The organism is Enterobacter sp. Ap-1006 (genome assembly GCF_011752835.1).
In the GTDB taxonomy this organism is placed as follows: Bacteria; Pseudomonadota; Gammaproteobacteria; order Enterobacterales; family Enterobacteriaceae; genus Cedecea.
The window spans coordinates 1,472,249-1,488,002 of the sequence record NZ_VWWU01000001.1 but is presented as its reverse complement, the minus strand read 5'-3'; the positions used below and the strand labels follow the sequence as shown (position 1 = coordinate 1,488,002).

Sequence of the window (15,754 nt, the reverse complement as noted above, 5' to 3'; positions counted from 1 at the left end):
TCTCACTAGTGTAGCCGCAGTGAAATCGCACTTAACGCAAACTGCAAAGCCCTGATTTGCGTTAAGTGCCTTAAAAATCAAACAGAATATATCCGTGCAATGTCCAGGGTTGCTGGCTATAAATTTCAAACCTGCTCGGGAAAATGCAGGGTACTTCTGGGTTATTTTGAACGATTACGGGGCCTGATCGATGTCGGCAGGCTCCCGGATTTTCCCTCTTAATCGCGGCGTCCGCTGGCGGTAAATAACGCGACTGTTCCTTCAATTTTTACGTCGACCCGTTCGAATCTCGCGGTCAAAACATCCTTTAGCAGCCCTGCTGAATCCTGCCGATTAGAAAAGATCCCTTTCTTGTTATAAACGTTCATTAGCTTGCGGCCAAAAGCATTGTGCGCCACGCCTTCACCCAGAATCGTCGCGCCAAAGAGCGTGCCTTCTGTTTTAAGCGCACGGGCAATGTTATCTATCGCCAGCGCTTTGTCGTTTAGCGAGCCGGGCAGGCAATGCAGTAAATAGAAAAGTGAGATGGAGTCAAAACGATCGTGCCAGCTCTGCGGCAGGGGCTTAAACACATCATGCTGCAGATGGTCTTTGATTCTGTGGCCCGCTTTCTCCGAGGCCGCCTGCAGGCTGCTGGTGTTCAAATCCATCAGGGAAAGTTCAACGGTGGCAGGCAGGTGAGGCAGGTAATAGCCCGTTCCCACCCCGATATCCAGATGATTTTCGCCGGTGTGGGCCTTGAAATGCGGGAGCAAGACGGTGTCTGTCGGACAACGCCAGGCGTACTGATTTGAGATCTTTAACACCCACCAGTCGTAAAGTTTTAGAGTGATAGGGTTGTAAGCCCTGACGCCAGCGTGAGTATTATTTTGCATAGTTCCCTCTGGTAATAATTTAAAGAGGAAATTAAAACAGCTGCCCTTAATACGGGCAACCGTTAATTAATGCAAAAATGTGTCAGCCATTCAGTGGGTTAAGCCTGAGATGACTCGTCGTCCTTGCCGTAGAACAGCTTGCCGATTTTAATCATCGGCCGGTTATTGGCTTTCCGGTGCAGGTTGGTGTCGCGCAGGGAATAGACGCAGCCGCAGTATTCCTGCTGGTAGAACTGTTCGCGCTTGCTGATTTCAATCATGCGAGCGGAGCCACCCTGTTTGCGCCAGTTGTAATCCCAATAGCTCATGCCTTCATAAGGCGCGGCGGCGCGGTGCCCGCAGTCGTTTATCTGCTGCATGTTTTTCCAGCGGGAAATCCCCAGCGAACTGCTGATGACATTAAATCCGTGCTCATGGGCGTAAAGTGCGGTACGCTCGAAACGCATATCAAAGCACATGGTGCATCTCACTCCACGCTCCGGCTCCCACTCCATCCCTTTCGCACGCTCAAACCAGTTATCGGTATCGTAATCCGCATCCACAAACGGCACGCCGTGCTGTTCCGCAAAGCGAATGTTTTCATCCTTGCGCAGTAAATACTCTTTCTGCGGGTGAATGTTTGGGTTGTAGAAGAACACGGTGTATTCGATACCGGACGCGTGTATGGCCTCCATGACTTCACCCGAGCAGGGGGCGCAGCAGGAGTGCAGCAGCAGTTTCTTCTCGTTGTTAGGCAGGTTCAAAACCGGCCGGATAAATTCTTGCATGCGGGTGATCCTAAGTCTTATTCACTTTTTTGCCAGAGGGTAGCAGGAACGAGGGCGTGGAATCACCATAAATCAGTAAAGAAAATAATGTTTGGGAGGTTTATGAACAATATTCAGGTGAAACGTGTGGTGCTTACCGGCGGGCCAGGTTCCGGGAAAAGTACCCTCATTAATGAGCTCAAGCGCCGGGGTTTTGATTGTCAGCCGGAGGCCGGGAGGAGCATTATTCAGCACCAGCAGCAAATTGGCGGACACGCCTTACCCTGGCAGGATCCTGCGGCATTTGCTGAGCAAATGCTTGGGTGGGAAATGCGCTCCTGGTATGGCGCAGACGAAAAACAGACTTATTGTTTTTACGATCGCGGCGTGCCGGACATCCTGGGTTATCTCACCCTGATGCAGTTGCCCATTCCCGATCATCTGTTGGAAGCCGTTAGACGGTTTCCCTACCATTCTGATATTTTCCTGACACCGCCCTGGAAGGCTATTTATGCCGGGGATGCAGAAAGAAAGCAGAGCTGGGAAGAGGCGGTGCAGACGGCTGCAATCATGGCTGACACTTACGGCAAGCTAGGGTATCGGATAATCTTGTTGCCGGAGGGGAGCGTGGAGTGGAGAACAGATTACATCCTCCAGGTGCTGGAGGAAGGCTAGCGAAGAGCGCGGTTGCCCTTCGCTAATCGATGTTAAAGCTGTTCCAGTGCGTTCAGTACGGCTTCCGGCATGGAAGGGCGGCCATTGGCCAGGCAGGTGGCGACAAACGTCGCTTCGGCATAAACCACGCCATCAACTTTGATTTGCTGCGCGAAGTTCACGCGGTTGCGTTTTTCGTTGCGTTCAAGCTGGCAGGTGACCTCAACGTTGTCGCCTTTCTGCAGGCTCTTACGAAAGCGCAGGGAGTACTCCAGCACCATGTAGAGCTTGCCCTGGCGGAACTCTTCCTCGATATCAATACCGAGCGCCTCGCGCATGTAGGCGTGGCGTGTCCACTCCATGTAAAACGGATAGTACAGGCCGTCGACTACGCCCTGAAAATCAATATGGCTTTCATCCACTTCATAATGCTTAGAAAACATGTTTCAGTCCTGATGTTGTTATAAAAGTTAAGCGCCAGAAATCCTGATCTGGCTGTTTTTTGAACAGCGCATTGGTGGTACAATAGTGCCGATTTCACAACCCAACAGAGGATTACCATGGACACCGAGATAACCCCAACCACCTTAGCGTTTGAATTTCTTCGTCGTGAACAAGAGCAGTTAACCCCCGCGCAATTCCTGATCCGCCTGCAACAGCTCAAGCTGGAGTTTGCCGATCTGCTGGGTTTAACCCACCTCGAACTGCGTGAAGAGATTTTCCATGCGCACCGGTTGGGGATTCACTGATCCCACTCTGTCTGAGCCACCGCAAGCGGTGGCTTTCTGTTTTTTAGCGTGAGAAGAAAATCAGCTTCAGCCCCAAAATCCCCATCACGCCGCCCGCTAAGCGGTCAATCACGGTTTTAAAACGCAGGTAGGCATTGCGCGGTTTCTCGGAAGAGAGCACCAGCGTGACAATTGAATACCATCCCGCATCAATCACAAAGCACAGCACCGGCAGCACGACGTAGTAGAACGCCGGGATCTCGCGCGGCAGCAGCGCGGTAAAAATACTGGCAAACACGACGGCGGTTTTCGGGTTGCTCAACTGGGTGAACAGCCCGTCACGGAAGGTGGCTATCATGCTTTTATCGCTTTTCCCCACGGCGCCCACGTGCAGCGGCTCGCGCGAGTGTTTGATTATCTTATAAGCCAGCCACAGCAGATAAAGCCCGCCGGCTATCTTGATCCCGGTATAGGCCACCGGCACCGCCAGCAGAAAAGCCTGTAAACCCAGCAGCGCCATCAGTGAAAACGCCGCCGCCCCGACGCCGGTTCCCAGCGCGGTCACCAGCCCATGCGCGCGTGAACGCGCTACGGCATTTTGGGCGACATAAACAAAGCTTGGGCCCGGGCTCATGGCGCCCAGCGCGATGGTGGCGGTAATAGCAAAAAGGGGAGTGATAACGCTCATTTACGGGATCCTGTTGGTGGAATAACGTTTTTTAACCTGAAAGCCGTGCGGGTGACAACCGCAAGTGTGTGCCGAGTTATTACCGCCGCTCGCGTAGTCGGTCGATCATCCAGCGGCCAGCCGGGCCGGGCGGCGTTTTGTTCGACCAGGCGACATCCACCTCAAGATTTTGCGGCCAGCCTTCCACCTTCAGCGGCTTAAGCACGCCGTGACCAAACTGGTTCACCAGCCAGCTCGGCAAAATTCCCCAGCCAAAACCCTGTTCCGCCATCTCAAGCAGCAGCAGTAAAGATGGAGACGACCAGATAGGGCCGCGTGCGGCGACCTTACCGGGGCGCACAAAGGTTTTAAGCACCAGTTGCCGCACGGTATGTAGCTCATCCATCCGCACCTCTGTCTGCTTCGCCAGCGGATGATCGCGATGGATAAAAATGGTCATTTCTGCACCAACCTGAAGGCGGGCGACGGTGATATCCGGCGGGTAACTCTCCTGAACACGCAGGACGCCGACGTGGGCGCGACCAATCTGCAGGCTATCAATCACGTCCTCATCCTCAGCAATAATGCATTCAAATTCGATGTCCGGGTAACGCTCGGAAAACTGCTGCAGGATGGATTCGTGGTGGGCGGTTTGCCACATGTCGGAAAGCACAAACGTCAGGCGCGGCTCGACGTTATCCGCCAGACGGACGGAAACTTCATCCAGCCGCTCGCTGGCGGCAAAAATAGCCTGTACATAGGGCAAAACGCGCTGCCCGTGCGGGGTAAGCGTGGGCTGCCTGGCGTGGCGATCGAACAGCGTCACGCCAAGGTCAGCTTCCAGGTTGGCAATAGCGCTGCTAACAGTGGACTGGCTCTTTTTCAGCTTGCGTGCGGCGGCGGAAAAAGAACCCGTTTCAACGGCCTGTAAAAAGGCTTCCAGTGATTCCGGGGAGTAACGCATAAACTATCGCTTTTATCGATGGCTGTTAGCTATATCATATCAATAATTACGATGATAATGGCGACCTTGTGAAAAAGGAGTCATCAAAATGAAATCGCAAAACAACAGAAGCCTGTCTGAGCGCATTGTGCATGCCGTCGGCTTCGAGGCTATCGCCATCGGTATCTGTGCGCCAACCGCCGCCTGGCTAATGAACAAACCGCTTTTCCAGATGGGTGCGCTGGCTATCATGCTGTCCACCGTCGCGATGGTCTGGAACATTATTTACAACGCCGGGTTTGATAAATTTTACCCGCCGTCACTCAAGCGTGGTATGGGATTGCGCGTTGCGCACGCGCTGGGCTTCGAAGGGGGCTTTATTCTGATTGGCCTGCCGCTTGCCGCCTGGATGCTGAATGTCACGCTGCTGCAGGCGCTGATGGTAGAGATTGGTTTCTTCCTGTTCTTCCTGCCGTACACCGTGGCTTATAACTGGTGTTACGACTGGCTGCGCGCCAGACGCTTTCAGAACGTGGCCAGCAGAGAGATGAAAAAGCAGTCCTGATTTGCAGGATTGTGCAAGCATCAAACAGGATTGCGCTACAGGAAAACGGCCGCGTTCGACGACACTTTAAGCGTCAGACACAACCCCCTGGAGCGCAATAAATGAAAACCATCGACACCCTCTATATTAACGGTCAGCACGTCACGCCCCACGGCACTGAGGTGCTGACCTTAATTCATCCCGTCAGCGAACAACCTGTCGCTCAGGTTCGCCTGGCAGACGAAGAAGACACCCGCCTCGCCATCGCCGCGGCAAAAGCCGCATTTCCGCAAATGCGCCTCTCCAGCCGTGAACAAAGAATGATTTGGCTGCAGCTGCTGCACGACGCCGTGAAAGCCCGTGAAGACGAGCTGGTGGAAACTATGGTGGATGAATACGGCTGTCCGGTCGCTTTCGCCCAAAGCACCGTGGCTCGCTCGTACAACAGCTTCCTCCAGGCTATCGATCTGCTGAAAGACTACGCTTTTGAATCACAGGCGGGGATGGCGAAAGTGGTCATGGAGCCGCTGGGCGTGGTTGGGCTCATTACCCCCTGGAACGCTAACTACGGCTTTATCGCTGGCAAACTGTCGATGGTGATTGCCTCCGGCAGCACCGCCGTTATCAAGCCCAGTGAACTCAGCGCCCGTCAAACGGCGATCATCACGGAATGCCTGCATGCCGCCGGGCTGCCTGACGGCGTGATTAATATCGTTACCGGCCTGGGCAATGTGGTTGGGGCGGAAATCACGCGCCACCCGGACGTGGCTAAAATCTCGTTCACTGGCTCAACGGCGGTGGGCAAAACGATTGCCCGTGACGGGGCGGCAACCATGAAGCGCGTCACCCTTGAACTGGGCGGCAAATCTGCCAACGTGCTGCTGGACGATGCCGATCTTGATACCGCTATTCCGCTGGCGCTGCAGGTCATGAGCTGGAACAGCGGCCAGGCCTGTATCGCAGGGACTCGCCTGCTGGTGCCAGAAAGCAGGCTGGCCGAGGTCAAAGCGCAAATTCTCAAACATCTGGCTATTCTGGTACCAGGCAACCCGCGGGATCCGAAAACGAACATCGGGGCCGCCGTGACCGCCCGGCAGTACCAGCGCGTGCAGGAGTATATTCGTAGCGGGATTGCCGAAGGGGCGGAGCTGCTTTGCGGGGGAGAAGGGCGTCCCGAGGGGCTGGCAAGCGGTTACTTTGTGAAACCGACGGTGTTTGTGAACGTTCGCAACGACATGACCATCGCCCAACAGGAAATTTTTGGCCCGGTGCTGTCGGTGATTACCTACCGCGATGATGCAGAGGCGGTGCAGATCGCCAATGATACGGTTTATGGCCTGCAGGCCTACGTTAGCGGGAAAGATACCGTGCGCACGGCGGCCGTCGCCCGGCAGCTTATCGCGGGGCGCGTGTTCGTCAACGGCGTTTATGACGAACCGCTCGCGCCGTTCGGCGGTTTTAAACAGTCCGGCCTTGGCCGCGAATTTGGCACTTACGGGCTGGAAGCGTATCTTGAACCCAAAGCCATCATGGGGCAGTAATATGCAACCAACCGAGCGGCCTTCGGGCCGCATTATTGACGAATTGCACCAGCGTGTCGCCCGTCGTTACCCGGCGGGCGGCGGCGGTGGGGTGAAGGAGCTCAGCTGCGCGCTGCCGTGGCTCAGCTTTATTCGCATCGAACAGCCGACGCTGCTCAATCGCGGGATGCTTTCTCCGTCCATGTGCATGGTGCTGCAGGGCAGCAAAAAAATGCTTATCGGTGACAACGTCACGGAGTACGGTCCCGGCAGCTATTCGCTGGCAGCCGTGGATATGCCGGTGTCCGGGCAGGTGACCCGCGCGAGCGAAGCCGAGCCTTACTACGGCGTGCGCATCGACCTTGACGGGAAAGAAATTGCCGACCTGATCATGAACATGAACGTGGTGCTGCCGGAGGGCAAAGGGGAGAAAATCGGGGCCTGGGTCGCCGCCGCGGAAGAAGAGCTCCAGGGCGCTTTTCTGCGCCTGGTCACGCTGCTGGACAGCCCGCAGCATCTGCATGCCCTCGCGCCGCTCATCAAGCAAGAAATTCTCTACCGGCTGGTCATAGCTCCCGCCGGGGCTTCATTCTGGAAACAGGCGCTGGGCTGGACGCAGGGCAAAGGCGTAGGGGAAGCCATTAACTGGATCAAACAGAATTATGCCGAGCCGCTGGTCATTGATGAGTTGGCGAAGCGCGTCGGCATGAGCGCTTCCAGCCTGCATCACCGCTTCAAAGCTCTGACCATCATGAGCCCGCTGCAGTACCAAAAACAGCTTCGCCTGCTGGAGGCCCGCCGGCGTTTATTGAGCTGCGAAGGCGATGTGGCCAGCGTCGCCTGGAAGGTGGGCTATGATTCCCCCTCCCAGTTTAACCGGGAGTATCGCCGGGCATTTGGCGCGTCGCCGCTGCAGGACATTGATGCCCTGCGTCAACAGGGCACTTCATTCTAGGCCGTTTTCCGCGCCACAATAAACAGGCGGGGGAACGGCATCAGCACGTTGCCGTCATGCTGCTTACGGTAGGCGCGCTGCAGCAACTGGTGATAGCGCTCAAGAAACGCCTCCTGCTGAATGGCATCCAGCCCGTGCAGGTAAGGGCGCAGGCCCGTCGAGCTTAACCACTCGATGATGGCGCGCGCGGATGGCATGACGTGGAAATACGTCGTGCGCCAGATATCCACCGTGCAGCCACTTTCGGCCAGCAGATCGTAATATTCCTGAGCCGTCAGCAAGGCTTCGCGGCTCGAGCGCGAGATCCCCAGTTCGTCGGCAACCTGGCGCATCAATGTATGCGTGGGCTCCTGCCAGTTATCGGGCATTTGTACCGCCAGCACGCCGCCGTCTGCCAGCTGTGCGGCGAGATGTGGGAAGACCTGTTTATGGTTGGCTATCCACTGCAGCGATGCATTGGCGAAAATCACATCCTGCTTAACGGTGGGCTGCCAGGTGGCGATGTCCGCCTCTTCAAAGCGGCAGTCGGGGAGTGCGGCACCGGCTTTGGCGAGCATCGCGGGAGAGTTATCCAGCCCGGTAATCGAAGCTTCTGGCGCCAGATTACGCAGCAGCGCCGTGGAATTGCCGGGGCCGCAGCCCAAATCGGTAAAGGTGTTTGCGCCAGGGTGGTTAATTCGGGCAACCAACTCAGCGGCCGGGCGGGTACGTTCAGCTTCAAACTGCAAATAGAGCGCGGGGTTCCAGTCCTGCATCGTTTTATCCTCGTTGCTTTGCTAACATTGCCGACAAATTATTTTATACGCTATTGAAGGTAACGCATGGCTAAACATCCGGTTGGCAAATATTTGAGACTAGAGCTCACCCATAACGACAATGATCTGCTGATTTATGTGGTAAAGGGCAGCCGCATCGAGGACATGCCGCCTGACGAAGATGAGGATTACCCGGGGGAAATGCATCTGGCGATGCCGAAAATGAACCGGGAGCTGGACGCCGAGCTGGCGCGTTTGCTGGAGGAAGCCAACGGGGGCGACGTTATCGTGATCATCTGTGCCGCCGACAGCGTGTTCGAGCACGGTTTTTCGCAGGTCAGGGCGCTGCGAAAATAACATCCGTTACCCGGCGGCAGGCCGGGTAATTTTTAGCCATCAGTGTAAGCCCAGGCGGAATAATTCCGTCGGTTCAAATTGCCCTTCACAACCTTCCACTTCCACGCATTTACTGCGGCGAATTTGTTCGGCACTTTTACCCTCACCGTGAATGGCTTTAATCAGCCCGGTTTTGCCCGTGCCGTTAATCAAAACGCGGCTGCCGGTGGTAATGGCATTTCGGTTGCGGTCCCAGGTCATCATCATGTTGAGCACTCCTCTTAACGAATGAAACAGTTTGACCGGAGACTATTTAAGGCCGATGCGCGGCAGGATTCATTAATCAAAATCAAATTGTATGATGAATTGGCTATTATTTGGCGATGAGTAAAGTGGACAGAATGATTTCCACCAGGCGGTTTTTCTCCATAATTAACTCAAGCGAAACGGCTGGTTACGTATTGCTGGTTTAGAATATGACTTTAGACACACTCTTTTGGCATAGTGATTAACCTGTATTGTCAGGAGCTTACTATGGATCGTCGCCATTTTATTACCTGTGTTACCGCCGGATTACTCGCGGCTAAAGCGGGCGTTTCTTTTGCTGCATCGGGCGTGAAGCGTTCGGTTATTCCGCTGTGGAAAGGTTCGCCTCCCGGCGGCGGTGGGCCGACAGGGAGTATTCAGACTTCGGCTCGCGGGGCGCAAAGCAATATTGCGATCCCGATTCTGACCGTGATTGAACCCGAATCCCCTAATGGCCAGGCGGTGCTGGTGGCTGCGGGCGGGGGCTATAAGCGTATTGAAATGGGGTCAGAAGCCTGGCCCGCGGCGGAATGGCTGGTGGCGCGGGGGTATACCGCGTATGTGCTGAGCTACCGCTTGCCGTCGGAAGGATGGACTGATGGCAATCTGGTTGCTTTCCAGGATGCACAGCGCGCATTAAGAATCGTGCGCGATCGTGAACATAACGTTAGCGTGCTGGGCTTTTCCGCCGGTGGGCATCTGCTTGGCCTGGCCGCCACGCGTCCCGATTACCGCTCGTATCCAAAGCAGGATCGTTTAGACGAGAAATCGGCTTTTGCCGACCGGGCGGCGTTGATTTACCCGGTGATTACGCTGGAAAAACCTTACGAGCATACCTCCACCCATAAGATCCTTGTCGGGAAGGATGCTTCATCTGCCGAGAACGCCGCCTGGTCTGTGCAGAATTATGTCACCCCGCATTCGCCGCCGTTTTTCCTGGTCCAGGCCGAAGACGACCCAATTTCCGACCCGCAGAATACGTTAATTATGGCCGCCGCCTGTGAGCAGCAGCATGTGCCGGTAGAAATGCACCGCTACAGCAGCGGCGGCCACGGTTTCGGCATGGGCAAACCTGGCACACCGACCGTGAAATGGCCCGATCATTACGCGAAATGGTTGGCGAAAAGTTAGTGTCGGATCGTTATCTGAAATAAGTATTACGCACGCCCTCAAGAAATTTCCCCGCAATCCGATATCCATAGGGATGTATTTCGGCAGGATGCCGTTTCCCATTCCCAATGATGGCACGCAAATAACAATTAACTTTACGTGGTCAATATGGATATCAACGAAAAAATCAAAACCTTTGGTGAGGCTCTTAAAAACCGGCTCGATTCGTCACTCATTGACTTCGCGCTGGAATATATCGACTTCTCAGAAAATGTACTGGCTTTTGAAACGCTGTGTGGACATATCGCAAATTATCAGGTGCGTATTAGCCCTGATGAGTACAGGCAGGTACTGGATATTGCGGGGTTACTGGAGATCGATAATCAATATACTGAAATCGATCCCCTGAGAAATTTATTAAATTAAACCCTTTCGGTGTTAAGGATATCCAGCCTCAGGGTTGGATTATCCTTAGTGCTGATAAAATATATCGCCAGCCATTGCCTGAAGGATCTTTCCTTCAGCGTCGGTAATTAAGACATAATTGCCGCCCATGTAGGTCCAGTGGCTACCGGCCTGTGGCGCAGGGAGATGGCGAAGCTGCCAGCTTTTGATGTTATAGGGTTCGGTCCGGTAGATGTCGGGCGCAATGTCGCCGATCTTGTACATTTTGAAATCTGAGGAGAATTCTTTCAGTTCATAGGACTGTGCCGACGTGCCCGGTGCCGTCGCCTTTAGCTGCTTATCACCTGAATAGGCAAAGGCCAGAGAGGGCAGCGCGCCCGCGAGCCATACCGCTGTTAATACCGCTACTTTTGTTGACTTGCGCATAAATTCTCCAGAGTGAATCCAGTCTGCTTTTGTTGATTCCGTATAGGAAGACAACAAATTGTGCCGATTTACTCATTACGCGCTGTATTTTTTTGTTAGCAAATCCTCCACCGCGGTGGCGCAGAAATGAAAACGCCTCCCGGAAAGTTTATTTCGCGAGAGGCGTCGTAGGTGGGGGAAGGTCACCGTTCATTAGTCATCCCATTTGTGGCTAAACCAGGCGGCAAGAAAACCGGAAAATAAGATGAATCCCAGTACTGCCATAAATACGTTCATGTTCCCTAACATAGTTAATCCTCCAGATTACTGCATTTCTATAGAAATACCTCGCGTGATAAAAAAGGGTTTACTCAGATGAGTGGAGCTATCATACCGTACACAACTTAAACAATCCCTAACCGCAGGTAAATTATTCGTTTTGTGAAGTAAATGAGTTTCTGTATGTGCCGGGAGACGTTCGAAGATGTTTCCGGAAGTGGTGACGCAGCGTCGCCGCTGAGCCAAATCCCGTCTGTTCGGCAATATGCTCTATCGGCAGCGTGCTGTTTTCCAGCAGCTCCCGGCAGCGTTTAAGGCGGGTTTGCAGCAGCCAGGCGGCGGGCGTGAGGCCCGTCGCGGCTTCGAAGCGGCGTAAAAAAGTTCTCGGGCTCATGCCGACATAGGCGGCCAGGCTTGCCACGGAGTGCCGCTCGTTTAAATGGCGCTGCAGGTGATCAAACAGCGGCGCAAACCGCTCACCTTCGTACTCTACGGGGACTGCTTGTTCGATAAACTGCGCCTGGCCGCCCTCGCGATGAGGCTGCACGACTAAGCGCCGGGCAACGCTGTTGGCCGCAGCGGCACCAAAATCCCGGCGCACCAGATGCAGGCCGAGATCGATGCCCGCCGCGCTGCCTGCCGAGGTCAAAACATCCCCGTTATCCAGATAAAGCACGTCCGGGATCACTTCGATCGCCGGGTAACGCGCCTGCAGCGCTTCCGTGTAGCGCCAGTGGGTGGTTGCCCGCTGGCCATCAAGCAGACCAGTTGCCGCCAGCACAAACACGCCGGAGCAAATGGACATCAGGCGTGCACCGCGCGCATGTGCCTCCTGCAATGCCGCAATAAGCGACTCTGGCACGGGTTGATCGATCCCGCGCCAGCCTGGAACCACAATCAAACTGGCTTCAGCCAGCAAATCCAGCCCGCCATCAACTGCCAGGCGAATACCGCCCATCGCCCGCAGATCGCCAGGCTCAATGCCGGCGACGGCAAAGCGGTACCAATTCTCACCCAGCTCGGGGCGCGGCAGGCCGAAAATTTCTACGGCAACGCCGAATTCGAACGTGCAAAGGCCGTCGTAAGCCAGCGCAACGACAAGAGGATTTTTAGGCAAGGGGGCTAATTTTGTCATGATATTTACGCTAATCGTCATTCGTGCCAGCTGTCAAGCATCCGTCTCGGCGTCAGAATCAAAGCTCAAACCAAAAGGAGATAAACATGAGCTACGTGACTGACCACCCTGCGGCAGCCTCAGAAACCGTCGCCGCGCATTACCTGCACAAACTGTCGCTTGAAACTGACTGTGCCGACGTCAACGCGGCGATCCAGAGCGGCGATCCTGATTTTGTGCTGCTGCACGTGGTGGGTTCTGATGAAACATTTGCCCGACGGCACCTGCCGGGGGCTATTCATTTACCCCATCGGCTTATCACCGAATCCCGCATGGCCGAATGGCCCGAGGACACGCTGTTTGTGGTGTACTGCGCCGGGCCGCACTGCAACGGTGCCGACCGGGCGGCCCTGAAACTGGCACAGCTCGGTAGGCTAGTGAAGGTGATGCCTGGCGGCATCACCGGCTGGGAAGATGAAGGTTTGCCTTTCGCCTAAATCAGCGCGCGGAGCACCATATCACCGCCAAGCAGAACGAGGCAGATCAGGAAGCCGCGCTTGAAGACTAATGGGCTGATGCGCCTGCGGATACGCTGGCCTGCAAACAGGCCGATAAGCGCGGCGACAACCGCCATGACGGACGTGCCAATGGCTATTTCCTGCAGCGCGCCGTGCCACCAAAGCCCGGCGGCCAGTGCAAGGGTTGAAAAAGTAAAGGACAGCCCGAGCGCCTGCACCAGTTCATCGCGCTCAAGCCCAAGCGACTGAATATAGGGCACGGCGGGGATCACAAATACGCCCGTGCCACCGGTCAATAAACCGGTGAGGAGGCCGATCAGCGGCGAGAGCCAGCGCTCGTGGCGGGCGGGAACGTGCAGCGGCCTGGCAAACAACGTCCATAAGGCATAGACGATCAGGGCAATGCCCAGCGCCACGGTGGTTGCATGACTACTGCCCGAGGCCAATAAACTGCTGCTGCCAAGGGTACCCAGCACAATGGTTAGCATCATCGGCCACAGGCGTTGGAGCAATGCCGCCAGGTTGCCACCTTCATAAAGCTGGAAAATATTGGTCAGGAAAGAGGGTAAAAGCAGCATGCCAGCCGCCGCCACCGGGGAAATCAATGACCCCAGAATCCCCATGGCGACGGTAGGTAACCCCATCCCCGTGACGCCCTTGACGGTGCCAGCGAGAACAAAAGTAGCGGCAATGGCAAGGCTCAGGCTGAGATCATTCATTCGTGTTTTCCTTATGTGCGTTGCGGCTATCCTGCGGAGCATGTTCGCGCTCAAACATGCCGTAATCGCGGATCACGTCCGCCACCCTGAGCCGGTAATCGCTAAAGACCGAGTGGCGGCCCTGGCGCTGAACGCTGCGGTGTAATTCCTGATTGCGCCATTGCAGCACGGCGGCCTCATCTCGCCAGAACGAAAGCGACAGGATTTTTCCAGGTTCGCTAAGGCTTTGAAAACGTTCAATGGAAATAAACCCATCAATATCGGCAAGCAGGGGTTTTAGCTCTGCCGCCAGTTCAAGATAGCGGCTATAGTGTCCTTCTGCAGGCAGGACTTCAAAGATTACGGCGATCATCAGGTTGCTCCTTATTGTTATCTCCTGCTAACCCTAATCCATCGTCAGACAGGACGCTTCGCTGAGTATCGAAATATGGAAACAGATTTTCTCGAAACCCGGCTTGCCGCCGTTGCCGCCGCCATTGCGGACAAAACAAGGGCCAGCATGCTGTGCGCGTTAATGGATGGCCGGGCGTGGACGGCAACCGAACTGAGCATCATGGCTAATGTGGCACCGTCCACGGCCAGCAGCCATCTGGCAAAGTTAATGGAGCAATCGCTGATTGCCTGCGTGCAGCAGGGGCGACATCGTTACTACCGGCTTCACAGCAGCCAAATTGCCGGGGCGCTGGAAGGATTAATGGGGCTGGTTGGCCGCGATGACGCGACTATGCGCACCAAAACCCCCGGCAATCTTCGCTACGCCAGAACCTGCTATGACCATATGGCGGGAGAGATCGCCGTGGCACTACATGACGCATTATTTCGCCTTCGCTGGCTGGAGGGTGAAGAGTATGCGGTCACCGCCAGGGGGGAAGAACAATTGCTGCTTCTGGGAGTAAACGTGGAAAGCGGGGCCTCGCGCCGGCGCTACGCCTGCGGCTGTCTGGACTGGAGTGAAAGACGCGAACATCTGGGAGGGCAGCTAGGCAAAGCGTTGCTGCACACCTGCGAACAAAAAGGGTGGATGCGGCGGGATCTGGTCAGCCGTGAGCTGCACGTGTCGGAGAGCGGGAAGCGTAAGCTGGCAGGATTGTTTGGGGTGGCGTTTTGACAGAGTTTTCACCTCTCCCCAATGGGAAAAGGGAGAAAATAGCCGACGGGGAGCATGATTGATCCCCTCTCCCTTTCAGGGAGAGGGTTAGGCTGAGGGTGAAATCAGCTCAGCCGATAATGCCTGTTCGGCTGCAGCGCCTCTGGCTTCTCCGCCTCATCGTTCATATCCCGTAAATCACGCTCAATCGCCACGCAAATAGCATCCAGCGGCAGGTCGTTGTCCTCGGTACCAAACGGATCTTCCAGCTCTTCGGCCAGCGAGTCGAGGGAAATAAAGGTATACGACACAAACACGGAAACAAACGGCGTCATGTAGTGGAGGTCGGTCACCAGAGCAAACGGCAGCATGATGCAGAAGATATACACCGTGCGGTGCTGAATCAGGCTATAGGCGAAGGGCATCGGCGTAGTAATAATGCGTTCGCAGCCGCCGGACACCGCCGACAGTTCGTTCAGATGATTGTCCAGGCTGCGCCATAGCACGTCGGAAATCACGCCTTGCTCGCGCTGCTGGTTCAGCCAACTGCCCATCAGCATCAAAATACGGTTACACGGCGCATGGCTTGCGCTGACCCAGGCCAGATCCTGCGGGCTCAGGTAACGACTAAGCGTTTCCTGCTGCGGCTTTTTGCGCAACGTCATGCGCAGGCTGTTGCAAAAGGCGACCTGTAAATTCACAAACCGCTGCACCGTTTCGGGCTGATCCCCCGCCAGCGTTTTCACCTCGCGTAACAAAGAGCGCGAGGTGATGGCCAACTGGCCCCACAGCAGACGCGCTTCATTGAAGCGTGCGTAGCAGGCGCTGTTGCGGAACCCGAGAAAAATGGCGATAGCCACGCCGAGAATGCTGAATGGCGCGATGGTGAGCTTGATCCCGAGGGTTTCGTACCACGGCAGGAAAAAAATAACGCTAATAGAAAGCAGCAGATTCAGCAGCAGGCGGGAATAAATCTTTTCCAGCACTGAGCCGTGCCAGACGAAGAGGCGAGCCAACCAGTGTTGATGCGGGCGAACGATCATGATGAGTAACAGACTAGTAACAAGAGACTGTATTTAACGGCAGAC

The 15,754-nt window shown here is 55.3% G+C and carries 23 protein-coding genes; 10 read left to right on the top strand and 13 right to left on the bottom strand.

The window, feature by feature from the left end; translation table 11 throughout:
* Positions 1-218 precede the first annotated feature (218 nt).
* Positions 219-875: a methyltransferase gene (locus F3J28_RS06850; RefSeq protein WP_166874112.1), complete on the bottom strand. Its 657-nt coding sequence runs from the start codon at positions 873-875 to the stop codon at positions 219-221.
* A gap of 98 nt (positions 876-973) precedes the next feature.
* Complete coding sequence (locus tag F3J28_RS06845; RefSeq protein WP_008459139.1) at positions 974-1,642, bottom strand: epoxyqueuosine reductase QueH; 669 nt, start codon at positions 1,640-1,642, stop codon at positions 974-976.
* Between the two features lie 102 nt (positions 1,643-1,744).
* Here F3J28_RS06845 and F3J28_RS06840 point away from each other — a divergent pair, with 102 nt between their 5' ends.
* Positions 1,745-2,296 (top strand): AAA family ATPase, encoded by a 552-nt coding sequence (locus F3J28_RS06840; protein ID WP_166874110.1) that lies wholly within the window; start codon positions 1,745-1,747, stop codon positions 2,294-2,296.
* Positions 2,297-2,328: 32 nt separating this feature from the next.
* On the opposite strand, the gene F3J28_RS06835 is transcribed toward F3J28_RS06840, so the two are convergent.
* The gene (locus F3J28_RS06835) at positions 2,329-2,718 is read right to left on the bottom strand and encodes an acyl-CoA thioesterase (RefSeq protein WP_008459134.1); all 390 of its coding nucleotides are present in this window, start codon (positions 2,716-2,718) and stop codon (positions 2,329-2,331) included.
* Positions 2,719-2,835: 117 nt separating this feature from the next.
* Here F3J28_RS06835 and F3J28_RS06830 point away from each other — a divergent pair, with 117 nt between their 5' ends.
* Positions 2,836-3,024 (top strand): YdiH family protein, encoded by a 189-nt coding sequence (locus F3J28_RS06830; RefSeq protein WP_008459131.1) that lies wholly within the window; start codon positions 2,836-2,838, stop codon positions 3,022-3,024.
* A gap of 43 nt (positions 3,025-3,067) precedes the next feature.
* On the opposite strand, the gene F3J28_RS06825 is transcribed toward F3J28_RS06830, so the two are convergent.
* Positions 3,068-3,691: a LysE family translocator gene (locus F3J28_RS06825; protein WP_008459129.1), complete on the bottom strand. Its 624-nt coding sequence runs from the start codon at positions 3,689-3,691 to the stop codon at positions 3,068-3,070.
* A 79-nt stretch (positions 3,692-3,770) separates the two neighbouring features.
* The gene (locus F3J28_RS06820; protein WP_166874107.1) at positions 3,771-4,634 is read right to left on the bottom strand and encodes a LysR family transcriptional regulator; all 864 of its coding nucleotides are present in this window, start codon (positions 4,632-4,634) and stop codon (positions 3,771-3,773) included.
* A gap of 88 nt (positions 4,635-4,722) precedes the next feature.
* On the opposite strand from F3J28_RS06820, the gene F3J28_RS06815 reads away from it, so the two are divergent.
* The 3 genes from F3J28_RS06815 (at position 4,723) to F3J28_RS06805 (ending at position 7,632) form a co-directional block, all read left to right on the top strand.
* The gene (locus F3J28_RS06815; RefSeq protein ID WP_008459125.1) at positions 4,723-5,178 is read left to right on the top strand and encodes a multidrug/biocide efflux PACE transporter; all 456 of its coding nucleotides are present in this window, start codon (positions 4,723-4,725) and stop codon (positions 5,176-5,178) included.
* A 101-nt stretch (positions 5,179-5,279) separates the two neighbouring features.
* Positions 5,280-6,698, top strand: coding sequence for an aldehyde dehydrogenase family protein (locus F3J28_RS06810; RefSeq protein WP_166874104.1), 1,419 nt, complete (start codon positions 5,280-5,282; stop codon positions 6,696-6,698).
* 1 nt (position 6,699) lies between these two features.
* On the top strand, positions 6,700-7,632 hold the full coding sequence (locus tag F3J28_RS06805) for an AraC family transcriptional regulator (RefSeq protein WP_166874101.1): 933 nt from the start codon (positions 6,700-6,702) through the stop codon (positions 7,630-7,632).
* On the opposite strand, the gene tam is transcribed toward F3J28_RS06805, so the two are convergent.
* Positions 7,629-8,387 carry a trans-aconitate 2-methyltransferase gene (gene tam / locus F3J28_RS06800; RefSeq protein ID WP_166874099.1) on the bottom strand — a complete coding sequence of 253 codons (759 nt, stop codon included), beginning with the start codon at positions 8,385-8,387 and terminating at the stop codon, positions 7,629-7,631. The two genes, F3J28_RS06805 and tam, sit on opposite strands and share 4 nt — an antisense overlap.
* Positions 8,388-8,453: 66 nt before the next feature.
* On the opposite strand from tam, the gene F3J28_RS06795 reads away from it, so the two are divergent.
* Positions 8,454-8,744 (top strand): hypothetical protein, encoded by a 291-nt coding sequence (locus tag F3J28_RS06795; protein WP_061276457.1) that lies wholly within the window; start codon positions 8,454-8,456, stop codon positions 8,742-8,744.
* Positions 8,745-8,783: 39 nt separating this feature from the next.
* Here F3J28_RS06795 and ydfZ read toward each other — a convergent pair whose 3' ends face one another.
* Positions 8,784-8,987 (bottom strand): putative selenium delivery protein YdfZ, encoded by a 204-nt coding sequence (ydfZ, locus tag F3J28_RS06790; protein WP_166874507.1) that lies wholly within the window; start codon positions 8,985-8,987, stop codon positions 8,784-8,786.
* A 270-nt stretch (positions 8,988-9,257) separates the two neighbouring features.
* Between ydfZ and F3J28_RS06785 the strand changes: the two genes are divergently transcribed.
* Together F3J28_RS06785 and F3J28_RS06780 are read left to right on the top strand one after the other, a co-directional pair.
* The gene (locus F3J28_RS06785; RefSeq protein ID WP_166874096.1) at positions 9,258-10,160 is read left to right on the top strand and encodes an alpha/beta hydrolase; all 903 of its coding nucleotides are present in this window, start codon (positions 9,258-9,260) and stop codon (positions 10,158-10,160) included.
* 147 nt (positions 10,161-10,307) lie between these two features.
* A complete protein-coding gene (locus F3J28_RS06780; RefSeq protein ID WP_008459113.1) occupies positions 10,308-10,565 on the top strand; it encodes a MafI family immunity protein in 258 nt (85 codons plus the stop codon).
* Positions 10,566-10,610: 45 nt separating this feature from the next.
* Here the strand turns inward: F3J28_RS06780 and F3J28_RS06775 are convergent, their stop codons facing one another.
* The 3 genes from F3J28_RS06775 to ftrA form a co-directional block, all read right to left on the bottom strand.
* The gene (locus F3J28_RS06775; protein WP_008459111.1) at positions 10,611-10,970 is read right to left on the bottom strand and encodes an RcnB family protein; all 360 of its coding nucleotides are present in this window, start codon (positions 10,968-10,970) and stop codon (positions 10,611-10,613) included.
* A gap of 192 nt (positions 10,971-11,162) precedes the next feature.
* On the bottom strand, positions 11,163-11,258 hold the full coding sequence (gene mgtS, locus F3J28_RS06770) for a protein MgtS (RefSeq protein ID WP_008459108.1): 96 nt from the start codon (positions 11,256-11,258) through the stop codon (positions 11,163-11,165).
* A 121-nt stretch (positions 11,259-11,379) separates the two neighbouring features.
* Positions 11,380-12,384 carry a transcriptional regulator FtrA gene (gene ftrA, locus F3J28_RS06765; protein ID WP_205247085.1) on the bottom strand — a complete coding sequence of 335 codons (1,005 nt, stop codon included), beginning with the start codon at positions 12,382-12,384 and terminating at the stop codon, positions 11,380-11,382.
* A gap of 65 nt (positions 12,385-12,449) precedes the next feature.
* Between ftrA and F3J28_RS06760 the strand changes: the two genes are divergently transcribed.
* Complete coding sequence (locus F3J28_RS06760; RefSeq protein ID WP_166874090.1) at positions 12,450-12,839, top strand: rhodanese-like domain-containing protein; 390 nt, start codon at positions 12,450-12,452, stop codon at positions 12,837-12,839.
* Here the strand turns inward: F3J28_RS06760 and F3J28_RS06755 are convergent.
* A complete protein-coding gene (locus tag F3J28_RS06755) occupies positions 12,836-13,579 on the bottom strand; it encodes a sulfite exporter TauE/SafE family protein (protein ID WP_166874087.1) in 744 nt (247 codons plus the stop codon). The genes F3J28_RS06760 and F3J28_RS06755 overlap by 4 nt on opposite strands.
* Positions 13,572-13,931 carry an antibiotic biosynthesis monooxygenase family protein gene (locus tag F3J28_RS06750; RefSeq protein WP_166874085.1) on the bottom strand — a complete coding sequence of 120 codons (360 nt, stop codon included), beginning with the start codon at positions 13,929-13,931 and terminating at the stop codon, positions 13,572-13,574. Before F3J28_RS06750 ends, F3J28_RS06755 begins: the two co-directional genes overlap by 8 nt.
* Before the next feature lie 75 nt (positions 13,932-14,006).
* Between F3J28_RS06750 and F3J28_RS06745 the strand changes: the two genes are divergently transcribed.
* Positions 14,007-14,687: an ArsR/SmtB family transcription factor gene (locus F3J28_RS06745; RefSeq protein WP_166874082.1), complete on the top strand. Its 681-nt coding sequence runs from the start codon at positions 14,007-14,009 to the stop codon at positions 14,685-14,687.
* Positions 14,688-14,791: 104 nt separating this feature from the next.
* Here the strand turns inward: F3J28_RS06745 and F3J28_RS06740 are convergent, their stop codons facing one another.
* Positions 14,792-15,709, bottom strand: a complete 918-nt coding sequence (locus tag F3J28_RS06740; protein ID WP_166874079.1) for a bestrophin family protein — start codon at positions 15,707-15,709, stop codon at positions 14,792-14,794.
* Between the last annotated feature and the right edge of the window lie 45 nt (positions 15,710-15,754).